General features: G+C 38.2%; 14 protein-coding genes. 9 read left to right on the forward strand and 5 right to left on the reverse strand.

Annotation, left to right across the window (positions count from 1 at the left end; translation table 11 throughout):
• Nucleotides 1-268: 268 nt before the first annotated feature.
• The 3 genes from LC454_RS05820 to LC454_RS05830 all read right to left on the reverse strand — a co-directional run bounded on the left by LC454_RS05820 (nucleotide 269) and on the right by LC454_RS05830 (nucleotide 3515).
• Entirely contained in the window at nucleotides 269-1828 is a 1560-nt protein-coding gene (locus tag LC454_RS05820; protein WP_223580546.1) for a calcineurin-like phosphoesterase C-terminal domain-containing protein, read from the reverse strand.
• A 429-nt stretch (nucleotides 1829-2257) separates the two neighbouring features.
• On the reverse strand, nucleotides 2258-2677 hold the full coding sequence (locus LC454_RS05825; protein ID WP_120260009.1) for a hypothetical protein: 420 nt from the start codon (nucleotides 2675-2677) through the stop codon (nucleotides 2258-2260).
• A gap of 175 nt (nucleotides 2678-2852) precedes the next feature.
• Entirely contained in the window at nucleotides 2853-3515 is a 663-nt protein-coding gene (locus tag LC454_RS05830) for a C40 family peptidase (protein WP_223580548.1), read from the reverse strand.
• Between the two features lie 201 nt (nucleotides 3516-3716).
• Here LC454_RS05830 and LC454_RS05835 point away from each other — a divergent pair, with 201 nt between their 5' ends.
• Entirely contained in the window at nucleotides 3717-4613 is an 897-nt protein-coding gene (locus LC454_RS05835) for an EamA family transporter (RefSeq protein WP_223580550.1), read from the forward strand.
• Nucleotides 4614-4774: 161 nt separating this feature from the next.
• Here the strand turns inward: LC454_RS05835 and mtaB are convergent, their stop codons facing one another.
• Nucleotides 4775-6097: a tRNA (N(6)-L-threonylcarbamoyladenosine(37)-C(2))-methylthiotransferase MtaB gene (mtaB, locus tag LC454_RS05840; RefSeq protein ID WP_223580552.1), complete on the reverse strand. Its 1323-nt coding sequence runs from the start codon at nucleotides 6095-6097 to the stop codon at nucleotides 4775-4777.
• Nucleotides 6098-6454: 357 nt separating this feature from the next.
• Between mtaB and LC454_RS05845 the strand changes: the two genes are divergently transcribed.
• The 3 genes from LC454_RS05845 to LC454_RS05855 all read left to right on the forward strand — a co-directional run bounded on the left by LC454_RS05845 (nucleotide 6455) and on the right by LC454_RS05855 (nucleotide 9095).
• Nucleotides 6455-7276: a thymidylate synthase gene (locus LC454_RS05845; RefSeq protein WP_223580554.1), complete on the forward strand. Its 822-nt coding sequence runs from the start codon at nucleotides 6455-6457 to the stop codon at nucleotides 7274-7276.
• A 71-nt stretch (nucleotides 7277-7347) separates the two neighbouring features.
• Entirely contained in the window at nucleotides 7348-7842 is a 495-nt protein-coding gene (locus LC454_RS05850) for a dihydrofolate reductase (protein ID WP_223580556.1), read from the forward strand.
• 8 nt (nucleotides 7843-7850) lie between these two features.
• Nucleotides 7851-9095, forward strand: coding sequence for a serine hydrolase (locus LC454_RS05855; RefSeq protein WP_223580558.1), 1245 nt, complete (start codon nucleotides 7851-7853; stop codon nucleotides 9093-9095).
• A gap of 52 nt (nucleotides 9096-9147) precedes the next feature.
• On the opposite strand, the gene LC454_RS05860 is transcribed toward LC454_RS05855, so the two are convergent.
• Nucleotides 9148-10158 carry a D-alanine--D-alanine ligase gene (locus tag LC454_RS05860; protein WP_223580560.1) on the reverse strand — a complete coding sequence of 337 codons (1011 nt, stop codon included), beginning with the start codon at nucleotides 10156-10158 and terminating at the stop codon, nucleotides 9148-9150.
• A gap of 116 nt (nucleotides 10159-10274) precedes the next feature.
• Between LC454_RS05860 and LC454_RS05865 the strand changes: the two genes are divergently transcribed.
• The 5 genes from LC454_RS05865 to rpsA all read left to right on the forward strand — a co-directional run bounded on the left by LC454_RS05865 (nucleotide 10275) and on the right by rpsA (nucleotide 15958).
• Nucleotides 10275-11276: a PASTA domain-containing protein gene (locus tag LC454_RS05865; RefSeq protein WP_223580562.1), complete on the forward strand. Its 1002-nt coding sequence runs from the start codon at nucleotides 10275-10277 to the stop codon at nucleotides 11274-11276.
• Nucleotides 11277-11372: 96 nt separating this feature from the next.
• Nucleotides 11373-12413 carry an endolytic transglycosylase MltG gene (mltG, locus tag LC454_RS05870; RefSeq protein WP_223580564.1) on the forward strand — a complete coding sequence of 347 codons (1041 nt, stop codon included), beginning with the start codon at nucleotides 11373-11375 and terminating at the stop codon, nucleotides 12411-12413.
• Nucleotides 12413-12820 (forward strand): acyl-CoA thioesterase, encoded by a 408-nt coding sequence (locus tag LC454_RS05875; protein ID WP_223580566.1) that lies wholly within the window; start codon nucleotides 12413-12415, stop codon nucleotides 12818-12820. The genes mltG and LC454_RS05875 overlap by 1 nt, the downstream gene beginning before the upstream one ends.
• Before the next feature lies 1 nt (nucleotide 12821).
• Nucleotides 12822-13790 carry a YihY/virulence factor BrkB family protein gene (locus LC454_RS05880; protein ID WP_223580568.1) on the forward strand — a complete coding sequence of 323 codons (969 nt, stop codon included), beginning with the start codon at nucleotides 12822-12824 and terminating at the stop codon, nucleotides 13788-13790.
• A 236-nt stretch (nucleotides 13791-14026) separates the two neighbouring features.
• Nucleotides 14027-15958: a 30S ribosomal protein S1 gene (gene rpsA / locus LC454_RS05885; protein ID WP_223580570.1), complete on the forward strand. Its 1932-nt coding sequence runs from the start codon at nucleotides 14027-14029 to the stop codon at nucleotides 15956-15958.
• Nucleotides 15959-16017 lie beyond the last annotated feature (59 nt).

Raw genomic sequence — 16017 nt, forward strand, 5'->3', positions numbered from 1 at the left:
CCATCTTAAGCTAACTTTAAACTTAAAACAATTCGACAAATAGTTATTTAAATCATTTAATTCGCATCTTTTATCAATAAATCAGACTTCAATACACTTAAAATAAATCTTGGCTCGTCAACTGAACCAATCCTATAAGATTGTGTGCCAAACCTGTTGGAATTGTTTTTCGATTAATTTCTTACCCCTATCGCAATAGGGATACTGCGGTTTTTCCAAAAAAAAGGCAATCCGAAGATTGCCTTTTCCTGAAATAGTAAATACTCAATTATTCCACCACAATACTTTTCGTCGCGACATGTTCTCTGTTGAACATATCTATTGCCCTAATTTCGATCTGATATTTCCCTGTTTTAAGTTTCGGCAAATTCGTTACCCACAGATGGCTGGATTTTTCCGGATTAGATGGGCGGCGAGTTGTCATCAGCTTTTCGGCGGTATCATATTTCGCTAGCGATTTTAAGAAAGCGGGATCACTCTCGTTAACATATTCCATCTCTTTCCAATCTCCTTGGTTAATTCGATAAGCCACTTTATCTCCTTCCCTACCAATAAAGAAGTTTGCATAAATCGGGTATCTTTTCGTATACTTTTCGGGTACTACGGAAGCAACATAAATATCGATCTGATAGTTTGCCGGCTTACCCACCACTTTATAATCGAAACTATATTGATTACCTTCAATTTTCAAAATGGCATACCCCTTTGGTGTACCATCCCGCATGGTCGAAACCGGAATTCCCTTGTCATTCAGTTCGCCTGAATACCAATCCCCTGATGTGGTTCCGACATTATATTCGTGATGCGCATGTTCCTGTTTCCAACCATCTTTCTGTCCATAAAAATATTGGCGTTGAAAATGTGTATGTGCCGAAAGCGAAAGTGTGTGTTTAAAAGGGGCTAAAATATCAAAAAGACGCTGTCTGTCTTCATTGCGAAACACATTAGAGTTTTCATGATATAATGGGATATGGAAGGAAAGGACAACCAATTTGTCTTTAGCTACCTGCTTTAAGTCATTCTCAACAAAATCCAATTGATCTTTCCGAAAACCTCCGAGATACCCTTTTCCGGTACGTGGGTTGGGGTAGATAATATTGTCCAATACAATAAAATGTGCATTTCCATAATTAAAGGAATAATTATTAGGGCCAAAAGTTCGCTCAAAAGACTCATCCGAAAGGCTGTCGGTTTTAGCATCATAATTCATGTCATGATTTCCCATGACATTATACCAAGGTAATCCCATTGTAGAAATGACCGACTTGTATTTTGGCTGAAGAGACAAATCATCACCGACCAAATCTCCTAGACTGATTCCGAATTTAGCGACAGATTTATCAGCGATTTCATTGATGATGCCATCCTTAAAAAATCCCAGTTCTTCCTCGGTATATGCTTGTGGGTCACCAAAGACAAAAGCGGAAAAATTGGCTTGCTCATCTTGTTGATATAAAGCAAAGTTCACACTGGCAGGGATTTTACCCGTTGCAGTTACACCGGGATATTTTGATGTTGGGCTACCATTGACTTTGTGTATATAATAGAATTTTGGATGGTTATTCTCATCCACGGGTACTGCATATCCCGAAGGTTTGACGACAAAAATGATATTATCATTTCCAACTGGTAATTGATAGTTACCATCTTTATCTGTAGCAACAACTTCGCGACCGTTGCTTACCGAAACAGATGCCATCCCTTTCTCATTTTTATCTAATTTTCCGTTTCTGTTTACATCTAGAAAAACTTTTCCCTTTGCAAATTCTTGTGCTTGTACTGTCTGGGCTAGCGCCAAAGAAATGGCCAATGCCATAAATGTTTTCATATCGAACGTTAGTTTTGCCGCTAAAGTACCTTATTCCCATTAAGAAAATATCAATTGAATATAAAGGATTCGTAAATATAAACGCGTATCAAAGGGTGACCTACTTACCAAATAACACTTAATTAGTTCTTATATGATAGGGATTTAAATCGGACTTTATACGTATTTATCCGAATGAGGTCCGAGTGAGGTCCGTATAAGGTCCGTATCAAGTCCCTATTAGTTCACTGTTTAGTATGAATTTGCTCACCACTTGATATAAGGTTTTCCAGCATCATTGCATTCAAATTTTAGAATTGTAATGGCATGAAATTATTTGAATAATTGGCTTATCGATAAAGGATTCCATTTATTCGGAAAAGCGTAAAAAAAAGAAGGAGAAACCAAATGCTCGGTCTCTCCTTCTTTCAATAAATATAATTATCGTTATTATCTTGCTTGGGCAGTCGCTAACATACGATTTACTTCGTCTATCATCGATTTGGCGGCATCATGCATCCGTGGATTGCCTGCAAAGTCCGCATCTAAAGTGACACGTTTTGACTTATCCTTGTAGTTATATTCCAGATAAAAACGAGGTACTTTAGAATTTGTGGAGTCCTTTTTCCATTCTGGACCTGTCATATCGGTATCTAAATTCCAAAACCCTAATTCCATTGCTTTGCGGTGCAAATACAATAGATCATCTTTTGTGAACTTTACAGTATCCGTAATTAATGAATCTTGTTTGTCTAAATATTTATAGATACGCGTTTTCGAATTGTATTCATTGACCATATGATTCGGTTCACCATATTTGAATTCAATGGATTCAAAATCAGCAAAACGGAAAGGTGCGTTTTTAATCATATTGCTATAATAATAAACACAATACATTAAAAATGGCACAATAATACAAAGGCCTAAAAAAATCTTTTTACTCTTTATTGTCATTTCTATAAAATTTTGACAAAAATAAGGATTTATATAGGGTATAAAAGTTTATGTCAAGATATGACATAAAACCTACATGGATTTCACCTGGTTAGATCTTTGGAGAACCTGCATCAACGAAAGTTTTGGCGTACCAGCTATCCGTCAGATCTGATATAATAACCCCTTTGCGCGTTGAGACATGAACAAATTTATTGTTGTGTAAGTATACGCCCACATGGTCAATTCCTTTTTTACCGAAAGAAAAAAACACCAAATCACCTTCTTCCAATTTCTCAGGCTTCTTTCTTTTCACAATACCTTCCATATCTCGTGATGTCCGCGGAAGATTGCCTTTGTAGACTTCGATATATAATAGATTAACAAAACCCGAACAATCCACTCCACTTTTGGTCTGTCCACCCATTCGATGCGGTATCCCCATCCAGTCGTCGATAAATGAATAGAGCTGTGGGTTTAGCTTCTTCGTATTTACATTCAGTAAGGAGGCATAATTATCGAGACGAGATCCAGAAAATGTTTTTCCTCGCGCCGAACTCGCATCTGTCAACACCGAACCACTGGAGGAACGCGAACCGGAGGTGAGTACTTTTTTCTTCGTTGAACAACTGCTCAAGAATAGTAGTGCGCTTAAAAAGAAGATAAAATAAGATTTAGCAATCATTATGTTCGATTTACTTTCCTGTAAGACAAACTTAAATAAATTGCCCCTGATATACAACCTAACCCCCTTCTTAAAAAACAATTTATTCATTCTCCCTATTTTATTGATAAGCTATTCGTCATAAAGGATTATTCCCATACACTGAGTAGTTAGGATTGGTTGATCTTCATTGAAGCTTTTAGTTCAACTATCCTCAATAGCTGCGGATCTATCCTTTTTCCCTACCAAGAACGTAGGATCGGAAAAAGAATTGTCCAGAAATCGTAACTTTGCCGCCTAATTTATTTGAGAATGGAAAAATTAAAAGGTGCATTAGCTGTCTTTTTAGGTGCGAGTAGTTTTGGGATACTATCAACGTTTGTAAAAAAAGCATATGGTCAGGGGCTTACTTTAGGAGAGGTAACAGGGATTCAGGTATTATTTGGCATGCTTATGCTTTGGCTTATCTTTATCGTGATCAAACTATTTTCTGGAAAATCCTTTCAATCTTCAACTAAAAAATCATCTTGGGTCAAAATATTGATCAGTGGTACATCAACGGGGCTTGTGAGTGTCTTATACTATAAATGTGTGCAGCTGGTTCCGGCATCTCTTGCTATTGTCCTACTGATGCAGTATATATGGATCGGTGTGGTTATTGAATTTATCTTTTTCAAAACAAAACCATCAAAAAACAACTTGATCGGTATTGGTATCGTATTGATTGCAACATTATTGGCAACAGGGCTCATTGAGAAAGGATTGGAGGATCTCAGCTTAACAGGTTTATTATTTGGGTTCTTGGCCGCTACCGCTTATTCGGTTTTTATGATCGTGAATGGCCGTGTGGGCAATGATTATCATCCAATACAAAAAAGTGCAATCATGGTAACAGGTTCCTGTATTTTGATTTTCACGTTATTTCCACCGAACTATTTATTTAATGGTCAATTTGATGCTAATTTTCTACTTTTTGGACTGATCCTGTCCTTATTTGGCACCGTCATTCCGCCATTGCTATTCGCTTATGGTTTACCAAAAACGGGCTTCTCTTTAGGTGGAATATTAAGTTCTGCAGAATTGCCTGTAGCGACCTGTATGTCTTATTTTATATTACATGAATCTGTTTCGTTGGTACAATGGATCGGTGTTCTTTTGATTTTAGGGACAGTGATCTGGTTAAATGCCGCAAAAAGCAGTGCGCACTAATCAATGCGTACATTTCAAAACACGATCTCAGGTATTCTATACAATCGTATTGGATAGAATATCAACCATGATCAAAAGATCTTGAAATGAAACTCTTCCTTAGTAAAAAGGGCAATCTTATAGAAGATTGCCCTTTTTATGAATGTATAATTCTTAAAAAATTAATGTGCTAATGTTTCAGGAACCTCCTCGACTTCTACTTCACAAGCATCTGTTACTTCCATAAATTTCACAGGTACAACCTCGTTCACCAATAACGGATCATACAAAGTCCTCACCTTGACATAATTTTTAGAGAAACCATGCATATATCCGTCTTTTTCATCTGCTTCGAACAGGACATCTCCTTGAGCTCCAAGCTGTGATTCATAAAAAGCGCGACGTTTCTTCTCTGAAAGAATATGTAACATCTTACTTCTATCACTACGTTGTGCCCCCGGTACAGCTCCTTCCATTTGGGCTGCAATCGTATTTTCACGTTCCGAATAGGTAAACACGTGCAAATAGGAAATATCCATATCGTTCAGAAAATTATAGGTATCTATAAAGTCCTCACGTGTTTCTCCAGGAAATCCAACAATCACGTCAACACCTATACAACAATTCGGCATTAATGACTTGATGAATTCCACACGCTCTGTATACAACTCCCGTTTATATCTCCGGCGCATCAGCCCTAAAATCTTGTTGCTTCCGGACTGTAATGGCATGTGAAAATGTGGAACAAATCGTTTAGATTGTGCCACAAATTCGATGATATCGTTGGAAAGAAGATTAGGTTCAATAGAAGAAATACGTATCCGATCAATACCATCCACCTCATCCAGTGCTTTTACCAAATCCAGGAAGCGGTCTTCTCGTTTCCCGTCCCGAATACCAAAATCACCAATATTAACCCCTGTCAATACGATTTCTTTTACACCTGAGGCAGCGATTTCTTCCGCTTGCTTGACAATCTCTTCAATCTTTCCTGAACGGCTAGCTCCACGTGCCAAAGGGATTGTACAGAAAGTACATGAATAGTCACATCCATCCTGTACTTTTAAAAAGGTACGCGTACGGTCGCCGATGGAATAAGCCGACACAAATTGATTGGTTTCATCAATCGGGCCATTATAAACAATTGTTTTCTCCTGTTTGGTCAAGTCATTGATATGTTCAATGATATTAAATTTCTCAGCAGCTCCCAATACCATATCTACACCAGGAATCTCCGCGATCTCCTTTGGTTTTAGTTGGGCATAACAACCAACAATGGTAATATAGGCATTCGGAGAGTGCTTTAAAGCTTCTTTAACCACTTTTCTACACTTCTTGTCAGCATTGTCCGTTACAGAACATGTATTGATTACATAGACGTCCGCACGGCTATTGAAAGCTGTTGTATCATAGCCCGCATCCTTAAATAAACGTCCTATGGATGATGTCTCCGAATAATTCAGTTTACATCCAAGTGTATAAAAAGCTACTTTTTTATTCTCCATAATATTTTGCAAAATTACATTTTTTTTTAGTAACCCCTCTTATCATTTTCAGTTTTGACTTTCTCGTTATAAGGATTTTCCTTAGTTTTGACTATCTTGAAAGGTTGGATGCGCTAGAAGATTTAAATTTTATAGCTAAAGACAGATACTGCATCCACTGGTTATGGTTTTAATGCAATTTGGATATAGAAAGGCGTGTAAATTTTAATCTAAGCTAGATGCTTCCAGCAAGGGAAGTTTTAGCCGAACAGCATAAATACTGCTGCTGCAGCTAAAAGCACACACCTATAATAGTAAGCATTAGAACATACAGATACAGACCTCGGATATTAAGCATTTAATAAATAAAACTTACAGATGAAACAATATTTAGATTTACTCAGACACGTATATACGGATGGTGTTGTAAAAACGGATCGTACCGGGACAGGTACCAAAAGTGTCTTTGGATATCAGATGCGTTTCAACCTTCAGGAAGGATTCCCGCTAGTAACAACAAAGAAATTGCACTTGCGATCAATTCTTCATGAGTTAATCTGGTTTTTGAAAGGAGAAACCAATATTCAGTATTTAAAAGACAATGGCGTGAGTATCTGGGACGAATGGGCTGACGAACAGGGGAACCTAGGCCCTGTTTACGGTTCGCAATGGCGCTCTTGGCCAACACCTGATGGTCGTCATATCGATCAGATCACACAGGTTATCAACCAACTGAAAAATTCACCGGATTCCCGTCGCATTATTGTATCGGCATGGAATGTTGCTGAAATCGAAAACATGGCCTTACCTCCTTGTCATGCCTTCTTTCAATTTTATGTAGCACCAGCACAGCCTGAGAAAGGGATTATGAAGCCGCAATTATCCTGTCAGCTTTATCAACGTAGCGCCGACATATTTTTAGGTGTTCCTTTCAATATTGCCTCTTATGCCCTGTTGACGATGATGGTGGCACAAGTCTGTGACATGGAAGCCGCTGAATTTATCCATACATTGGGCGATGCACATATCTATAGCAATCACTTTGAACAAACGGAACTACAGCTGAGCCGTGATCCAAAGCCATTGCCACAAATGAAGATAAACCCAGAGGTGAAAGATATTTTTGATTTCAAATTCGAAGATTTCGAATTGCTGAATTATGAATCACATGCTCATATCAAGGCGCCGGTTGCAGTTTAGAAAAACCTTTAAGAAGCTATCCTTTACGCAACATCATTTTACACAACAGAACTAATCTACACGACACAAAAATGAGTAACCCAACGATCACATTAATCGTAGCTGCCTCGGAAAACAATGCGATCGGCATCAATAACCAGATGCCTTGGCATTTACCAAATGACTTTAAATATTTTAAAAGAAACACCATTGAGCATTCTGTCCTGATGGGCAGAAAGACCTTTGAGGCTATTGGTAAGGCATTGCCCGATCGAAGAAATATCGTCATCACACGTAATGCTAATTTTCAAGGAGAGGATATTGATGTTGCCAACAGTATCCAGGAGGCTCTTTTATATTGTCGTGACGAGCGTGAAGTATTTATCATCGGTGGAGCAAATATCTATCAACAGGCTTTACCATTGGCAAATAAGGTACTTTTAACACGAGTACACACAACAATTCAGGGAGATGCGTTTTTTCCCAAACTATCATCGGAAGAATGGGAACTGGTTTCCGCGGAACCACACCAGGCCGATGATAAACATGCATTCAACTACACCTTTGAAGTGTATACAAGAAAATAACTATTGGAATGTTAAAATATTTATCTCTTGTTTTCATTATGCTGATGTCCAAGACTTATGCTCAAAAGATAGATACCGTATACTTGGAAAAATTACTTCAAAGTCGTCCTGATCTATTCCAACAAATATTAAATCATCCGACAAAGAATGAAGTGCAGATCCTATACACTCAAATTGATCGTGATAAATCCAATATCCCACACTTCAGGTCTTATAGTTATCGACTGAATCCCAATTGGTACTTCTATCCCGCAAGCACCGTAAAACTGCCGACTGCGATTTTGGCTCTGGAAAAAATCAATGAACTACATATTAAGGGCCTTACAAAAGATACCGCCCTACGCATTGACTCTGCTTTTGAAAAACAAACCAAAGTATCTGTGGATGAATCTGCAGTTAATGGTCTTCCGTCAATTGCTCAGTATGTAAAAAAAATATTATTGACCAGTGACAATGATGCCCAAAACAGACTGTTCGAATTTATTGGCCGTGCTGAGCTAAATGCAAAACTCAAAAAATATGGCACCAAGTACAGCCGAATTGTCAACCGTCTTGCTATAAGTGACAAAGGAATCTGGGCGAAGCATACTAATCCTTTCACCTTCTACAACGGTGACAATATTATCTATCAGCAAAAAGAACAATTTGACCCCAAAGACTATGATATCAAGTTAGCCAATACGCTTCAGGGAAAAGGTTACATGAATGATAAAGATGAACTCATCCACGAACCATGGAGTTTTGAGGGCCTAAACGTTTATGCGCTAGCGGATCAACAGCTGATCTTGAAGAAATTACTATTTCCAGAAGCATTCAAAAGCAAAGACAGATTTAATCTGTTGAAAGAGGATTATACGCTACTCTATGATTATATGTCACGATATCCATTTGAATCGGATTTCCCTAAATATGATACGACAGAATTTTGGCCAACATATAGCAAATTACTGTTCTATGGACGTGAAAAAAGTGCAGAGCTAAACCCTAATATCCGTATCTTCAATAAGTATGGTGACTCTTATGGTTATAATATTGATAACGCCTATATTGTAGATTTTGAACATGGCGTAGAGTTTCTCCTTGCCGTCGTTGTCCAGTCTAATGAAAATGGTATTTACAATGACGGTATTTATGAATACGAGACGGTCACCTATCCATTTTTGAAAAACATCGGACAGCTTATCTATCAGGAAGAATTAAAGAGAACAAAAAAAATCAAACCTGATTTATCCAAGTTTGATTTCAGAAAATAACAAAGGGGCTTTCAAAAAATTGAAAGTCCCTTTGTGTTAGAAATGATCTATTTTATTTAGCGGATAATAAAGCGCTTTCGATCAATTCACCATAGAAATCACCTTCTTTCATACCAAAGGCACGCACCTGCTGCGGGATAAAACTCTGTGCTGTCTGCCCAGGAATTGTATTGATCTCGATAAAGTAAAACTTATCGGTACCGTTTTCCAGGAAAAAGTCCACGCGCACCATGCCTTTACAATTTAACCTAACATAAATTTCCTTCAGAATACGGGCAGCACGTTCTTGCTGCTCTGTCGTCAGGTCTGCTGGTGTAATTTCCTCGGTCAAGCCAGGGATATATTTCGCTTCAAAATCAAAAAATTCACGTGTCGTACGAACCTCTGTTGCAGGCAACACGACCAATTCCCCTTTCGCATTACGGAAAATCCCTTCAGAAAACTCACGTCCGGTCACAAATTCTTCAACAATCACTTGTTTTCCCGTATTCTCGGCATCGAATGCTTTGTCAATAGCTTCCTGTAACTGAACTGATTCTTTCACCTTTGTCATTCCGATACTACTTCCACCAGCGTTAGGCTTCACAAAATATGGAAGGGAAAGGTTAGTTTCTACAACGTTGACTGCTTCCGCCCGTTGCGATTCAAATAATAAAACCGATTTGGCCAGGTACAATTCAGGAATACCACTTAAGACCGCCTTCGTGTAGCCCTTGTTCATCGTCAAAGCTGACGTCAGCGCATCGCATGAAGTATAAGGAATATCCAGTAAATCAAAGTAGCTCTGTAGTCTTCCATCCTCTCCGGGTACGCCATGAACCATAATAAAGGCTAAGTCAAAACTTATTGTCTCTCCATTTAATGGTAAGGTAAAGCTTTCGCGCAGGATCGGATACTGCCGACCATCTTTATCAGTATAAAACCATGCGTCTTTTGATATGGTAATCAGGTACACATCGTATTTGTCATGATCGAGTTGAGAGTTGACAAAGGCAGAACTTTTAAAAGAAACTTCGGCCTCCCCTGTATAACCTCCAGTTATTAATGCTATTTTTGCTTTCATAAATTTTAGCGATTCGAATAGCAAATATAATTTGCTATACACGGAAAAACGAATAATTTTGTGAGGAATAATTTTATTTAACCATTCTGCAAAATTGGCTTCAATATTGCGGTTCTATGCAGAATTCATTTTTATCAAACACAGTAATGTCCAAAGTCGTACAATATCTTCAGACACCCACCTTCAGAAAAAATCTCATTGCCGCATTCATCGCGATAGTCTGCTTATTTCTTGCCGTATATGTGGGGCTGAAAATATATACTAAGCATGATGAATCTATTGCAGTTCCAAAAATAAAGGGACTCCATATCAACGCAGCCATCCAAGCCTTGGAGGATGCCGGATTAGAATATCAAATAGACTCCGTCTATCAGATGGATGCTAAACCGGGCCTAGTGATCGAACAAGATCCCGAGCAGGGATTTCATGTGAAATCTGGTCGAACAATTTATCTGACCATTATCACCCAGGTGGCTCCGGAAGTCTCCTTTCCAAATATTAAAGATAAGACCCTGATCGAAGCAACAGCTATCTTGAAAAATCATAATCTTAAAATAGGTGACACTTCTTATGTTGCTGATATTGCTAGAGATATTGTTCTGGATGCTCAATTTGCGGGTCAGTCTATTCGAAATGGCCGAATGATTCCAAAAGGTTCACGGATAGATCTTGTCCTAGGTAATGGTCTTGGGGCGAATGAAGTTGAAATCCCCAATCTGATCGGACTGCCTTTGAACGAAGCTAAATTTGCCCTTTCTGGTGCCGGACTTGGCTTGGGAACAGTAACCTACGATCCCAATGTAACCGATACAACAACAGCGGTGATCAGTGTGCAATCTCCGGGGGTAGAAAAGGGATTAACAAGCTTAGGTGCCAAAATAGACGTGACACTTTCGCTGACAGCGCCTTCACCGACAACAGGTACACCAGGCTCTTCAACTGTACCCAAACCACAGGTAACTCCGACTCAGTCGAACCCACCTGCCGCGAAGCCCGTTGCTACGAAGCCAGCTACCACGACAAAAACGACAACAAACACCCCTCCCGCCAAGTCTTCAAATACAGCGCCTACAGCGGGACAAAAAAAGGAAAATAAAGCAAATAGTCTAGGCTTCTAAAGCGATCATGAAACCTTCATAAGCCATAATCATTTGTATAAAAGATGAGTTCTATGTCGGTGAAGGTTTTATCACAGATATAAAAAAGTAATTCTGATGGAAAATAAAAAAGGAATACCAAGTTGGTTAAAAATTGTTGCATTAATCGTCATCCTTGTCGGGGGGTATTTTGCATGGACATTTTATAAGGCTTTCTTTGCCTCAAACGTTTCTGGAGAGAAAAAATATCTTTACATTCATGAGGGTGCAAAGTATGAAGATGTCCTCAAATCGATTCAAGACTCTAGTCTTTTGGATGATATCGCTTCATTCGAACGTGCTGCTCAATATAAAAAATACGAACAAAATGTTAAGCCGGGTCGCTACTTATTAACTCCCGGGATGAACAATAGACGTTTGATCGGTAACTTGATCGGAGGCTATCAGGAACCTGTGAAATTTAGATTTGCCAATGTAAGGCTAAAAGAAAATATGGCTGCATTATTGGGCAAAAACTTTGAGGCTGATTCAGCACAATTTATTGCAATACTGAATGATGAAGCTACAGCGCAAAAATTTGGATTTACCAAAGAAAACCTGATTTCAATTTTCATTCCAAATACCTATGAAATTTACTGGAACACGAGTCCAGAAAAGATTATTGCCCGCTTTGATGATGAGTGGAAAAAATTCTGGAACGCAGATCGCATTGCTAAAGCAAAAACACTGAATCTAACACCACAACAGGTGAGTACATTGGCTTCCATCGTTAAAGGCGAGGCTTTGCACCAAGACGAAATGCCCATGATCGCTGGCTTATATTTAAATCGTCTAAAAAAAGGCATGCTCCTACAAGCCGATCCAACAGTAATCTTTGCTAATAATGATTTTACGATCAGAAGGGTCTTAAATAAACATTTAAGAATGGACAACCCTTACAATACATACATATATAGAGGCTTGCCTCCGGGGCCTATTTCCATCCCGAGTATTGCTGCCATTGATGCGGTTCTGAATTTCAAACAACATGACTATATCTATATGTGTGCAAAGGATGATTTCTCAGGCTACCATAATTTTGCAAAAACAGAAGTAGAACACCTGGTAAATGCGCGAAAATTCCAACAAGCGTTAGATGCCAGAAATATCAAGAAATAATGTTTGTATTTGACCATCAGATTCGTGTCCGCTATGCAGAAACAGACCAAATGGGTTATGTCTATTATGGTAATTACGCTGCTTTTTACGAAATAGCGAGAACTGAAATGCTGAGAAGTACTGGGATATCTTACAAAGAACTGGAAGAAATGGGCGTTATGCTTCCTGTCACGGAGTTGAAAACAAAATATCTCAAACCGGGTAAGTATGATGATTTGATAACGATCCGGGTAACTATTCGTAAGAAACCGGCGGTCCGTATTATTTTTGAATATGAACTTTTTAACGAAAGTGGCGAGTTACTCAATCAAGGAGAGACAACATTGGTATTTGTCAATATGGAAAAGAACAAACCTTGTATGCCTCCACAGATCTTTCAGGATAAGATGAGTAAATATTTTAATTGATATGGGGAAATTCCACCAATGGCTATTAAATTTTGAACCTTATTTTAGATTAATCGAATGGAGCAAACGGGTTGTGTTACCAGGATTTGGTTCACTTCCCCTTTATACTGTAGCGGTGTTTTTCTTCCAGGAGCTCGCCAGAGATTCAATCGTCAGTAAGGCCTCTTCATTATCATATAGTTTTTTGTTGGCCATATTTCCTGGCATAATCTTTCTATTTACATTAATTCCGTATATCCCAATCAACAACTTTCAGGAGCAATTACTGGATTTTTTAGCGGTTGTCATTCCTAAAAATGCATTCCTTGTTGTTGAAACCACCCTCGAGGATATTATTAAAAACCAGAATGGTGGGCTCCTTTCCTTTGGTTTTCTTTTCGCAGCATATTTTGCGACCAATGGCATGGCCTCATTAATGAATGCTTTCAATAAAGCTTCCTTAATGACCGAGAAAAGACCTTGGATAAGAAAAAGGCTCATTGCGCTAACATTAGCCTTTCTGATTATTTTTGCTCTCACCGTCGGAATGACTGTATTCACCATTGCTGGTGTAACGATTGATTATCTAAAAGAAACCACGGGCATTAAATCCAGTATGTGGGCGACTTTGTTAAAACTCGCACGATGGATTATTATTTTCGCAATTTATTTCTTTACGGTGAGCTGTATCTATAAGTTTGGTCCATCTACATCAAACAAGTGGAAGCTTTTTAGCCCCGGCGCCTCCATGGCCACAATATTAGCGATTTTGACTTTCTCGATTTTCACATTCTATATTAATCATTTTGGTGCATATAATAAATTATATGGTTCGATCGGAACATTGATCGTCATTATGCTCTGGATCTACCTCAATACCCTGATATTATTATTGGGCTATGAGCTAAATGCCGCAATAGCATTGTCCAAGCAAACCATTGTCATTGCCAAGCCGCGGATCTTCAACTCATTTAAAAAAGATAACGAATAGGCACTACAAGACACAACGAACAGTCAAAAAGAATGTTGTCAGGCTTAAACCTCTCCTATTCTGACCAATGAAAGCTCATGTCCTGAGCCCCTTCAGCCCCAGTTGTACGACAGCAACCTATAACTAGGGGATAACTGAAAGTCTTTCAATAAAATAAGAAAAATAAAATTTTGCATTAAAAGTTTTTTTGTACCTTTGCAACTCCTACAACGTAGGAAAAAGGAGAAAATTAATTAATGGCAAAAAAACAAGAAGCAGAAAAAGAATTAGCAGCGAAAAACGCAGAGCTACAAGGTGCTGACACTAAAGTAGTGAAAGACACTGAAAAAATTGAATCAGAAGCTGATTCAAACTTAATCGACGAAATCAAATCAAACACTTGGATCACACCAGAAGGTGAATTTGACTGGGATGCAAATGATAAAGGTTTCGGAAATTATAGCGAAGCTGAACGCGCTAAACTTGAAGCACAATACGCAGATACTTTCAACCAAGTTAACCAAGGTGAAATTATTGAAGGTACTGTCGTTTCTATCAACAATAAAGACGTAGTCTTAAATGTTGGTTTCAAATCTGACGGTTTAGTTTCTTTATCCGAATTCCGTGACTTACCAGAATTAAAAATTGGTGACAAAGTTGACGTATTCGTTGAATCTCAAGAAGATGCTAACGGTCAATTAGTACTTTCTCGCAAACGTGCTAAAACTCAAAAATCTTGGGAAGCTATCAATGAGGCATTGGAAAATGATGCAATCATTACTGGCTTCGTTAAGAGCCGTACTAAAGGTGGTCTTATCGTTGACATCAAAGGTGTTGAAGCTTTCTTACCTGGATCTCAAATTGATATCAAGCCTATCCGTGACTACGATATATACGTAGGTAAAACAATGGAATTCAAAGTTGTTAAAATCAACCACGAATTCAAAAACGTTGTCGTATCACACAAAGTATTAATTGAGAACGACTTAGAAAACCAAAAATCTGAGATCGTTGCTAAATTAGAAAAAGGTCAAGTATTAGAAGGAACTGTTAAAAATATCACTGACTTCGGTGTATTCATCGACTTAGGTGGTGTTGACGGTTTGTTGCATATCACAGATATCTCTTGGGGTCGTATCGAGCATCCAAAAGAAGTTTTATCTTTAGATCAAACAATCAACGTTGTTGTATTAGACTTTGATGATGAGAAAAAACGTATCGCTTTAGGCTTGAAACAATTATCTGAGCACCCTTGGGAATCTTTAGATACAGCATTAGAAGTAGGTTCTAAAGTTAAAGGTAAAATCGTAACAGTTGCTGATTACGGTGCTTTCTTAGAAATCATCCCAGGTGTTGAAGGTTTGATCCACGTTTCTGAAATGTCTTGGTCTCAAAACTTACGTTCTCCACAAGAGTTCTTAAAAGTTGGTGATGAGATCGAAGCTCAAATCTTAACTTTAGATCGTGATGAGCGTAAAATGAGCTTAGGTATCAAACAATTGACTCCAGATCCTTGGAAAAACATTACTGAGCGTTACCCAGTAGGCTCTAAACAAACAGCTGTTGTTAAAAACATGACTAACTTCGGTGTATTTGTTGAGTTAGAAGAAGGTATCGACGGTTTGATCCACATCTCTGATTTATCTTGGTCTAAAAAAATTAACCACCCTAACGAATTCACTAAAGTTGGTGAAACATTAGAAGTAGTTGTATTAGAATTAGATGAAGAAAACCGTAAATTATCTTTAGGTCACAAACAATTGGAAGAAAATCCTTGGGATACTTTCGAGACAATCTTCACTGAAGGTTCTATCCACGAAGGTACTGTGATCAAAGTTGGTGACAAAGGTGATATCGTTGCGCTACAATATGGTGTTGAAGGTTTCTGTCCTTCTAAACACTCTGTTAAAGAAGACGGTTCTTCATTGAAAGTTGATGAAGTAACTTCATTCAAAATCATCGAGTTCAACAAAGAGAACAAACGTTTGGTAATTTCTCACTCTCGTATCTGGGAAGAAGAGAAAGAAGAAGCTCGCAAAGAAGAGTCTAGCAACCGTAAAAAAGACGCTAAAGCTGAGTCTTCAGCTGTTAAAAAAGTAAAAGATTCAGTTGAAAAATCTACTTTAGGCGACTTAGACGTGTTAGCTCAATTGAAAGAGCAAATGGAAAATGACAAAAACGCTAAGTAATTAGTATTTTCAATCCATAAAAAGCGGCTGTTCCAAAAGAACAGCCGCTTTGTTTTTAA

Source organism: Sphingobacterium sp. GVS05A (assembly GCF_019969845.1).
Taxonomy (GTDB): domain Bacteria; phylum Bacteroidota; class Bacteroidia; order Sphingobacteriales; family Sphingobacteriaceae; genus Sphingobacterium.

Excerpts from the sequence above, each read along its gene's own strand:
- LC454_RS05850 (WP_223580556.1), top strand. The coding sequence starts at position 7,348 with ATGAGTAACCCAACGATCACATTAATCGTAGCTGCCTCGGAAAACAAT.
- LC454_RS05835 (WP_223580550.1), top strand. The coding sequence starts at position 3,717 with ATGGAAAAATTAAAAGGTGCATTAGCTGTCTTTTTAGGTGCGAGTAGT.
- mtaB (WP_223580552.1), bottom strand. The coding sequence starts at position 6,097 with ATGGAGAATAAAAAAGTAGCTTTTTATACACTTGGATGTAAACTGAAT.
- LC454_RS05865 (WP_223580562.1), top strand. The coding sequence starts at position 10,275 with ATGCAGAATTCATTTTTATCAAACACAGTAATGTCCAAAGTCGTACAA.
- rpsA (WP_223580570.1), top strand. The coding sequence starts at position 14,027 with ATGGCAAAAAAACAAGAAGCAGAAAAAGAATTAGCAGCGAAAAACGCA.
- LC454_RS05855 (WP_223580558.1), top strand. The coding sequence starts at position 7,851 with ATGTTAAAATATTTATCTCTTGTTTTCATTATGCTGATGTCCAAGACT.
- LC454_RS05880 (WP_223580568.1), top strand. The coding sequence starts at position 12,822 with ATGGGGAAATTCCACCAATGGCTATTAAATTTTGAACCTTATTTTAGA.
- LC454_RS05875 (WP_223580566.1), top strand. The coding sequence starts at position 12,413 with ATGTTTGTATTTGACCATCAGATTCGTGTCCGCTATGCAGAAACAGAC.
- LC454_RS05860 (WP_223580560.1), bottom strand. The coding sequence starts at position 10,158 with ATGAAAGCAAAAATAGCATTAATAACTGGAGGTTATACAGGGGAGGCC.
- mltG (WP_223580564.1), top strand. The coding sequence starts at position 11,373 with ATGGAAAATAAAAAAGGAATACCAAGTTGGTTAAAAATTGTTGCATTA.
- LC454_RS05830 (WP_223580548.1), bottom strand. The coding sequence starts at position 3,515 with ATGAATAAATTGTTTTTTAAGAAGGGGGTTAGGTTGTATATCAGGGGC.
- LC454_RS05845 (WP_223580554.1), top strand. The coding sequence starts at position 6,455 with ATGAAACAATATTTAGATTTACTCAGACACGTATATACGGATGGTGTT.
- LC454_RS05825 (WP_120260009.1), bottom strand. The coding sequence starts at position 2,677 with ATGATTAAAAACGCACCTTTCCGTTTTGCTGATTTTGAATCCATTGAA.
- LC454_RS05820 (WP_223580546.1), bottom strand. The coding sequence starts at position 1,828 with ATGAAAACATTTATGGCATTGGCCATTTCTTTGGCGCTAGCCCAGACA.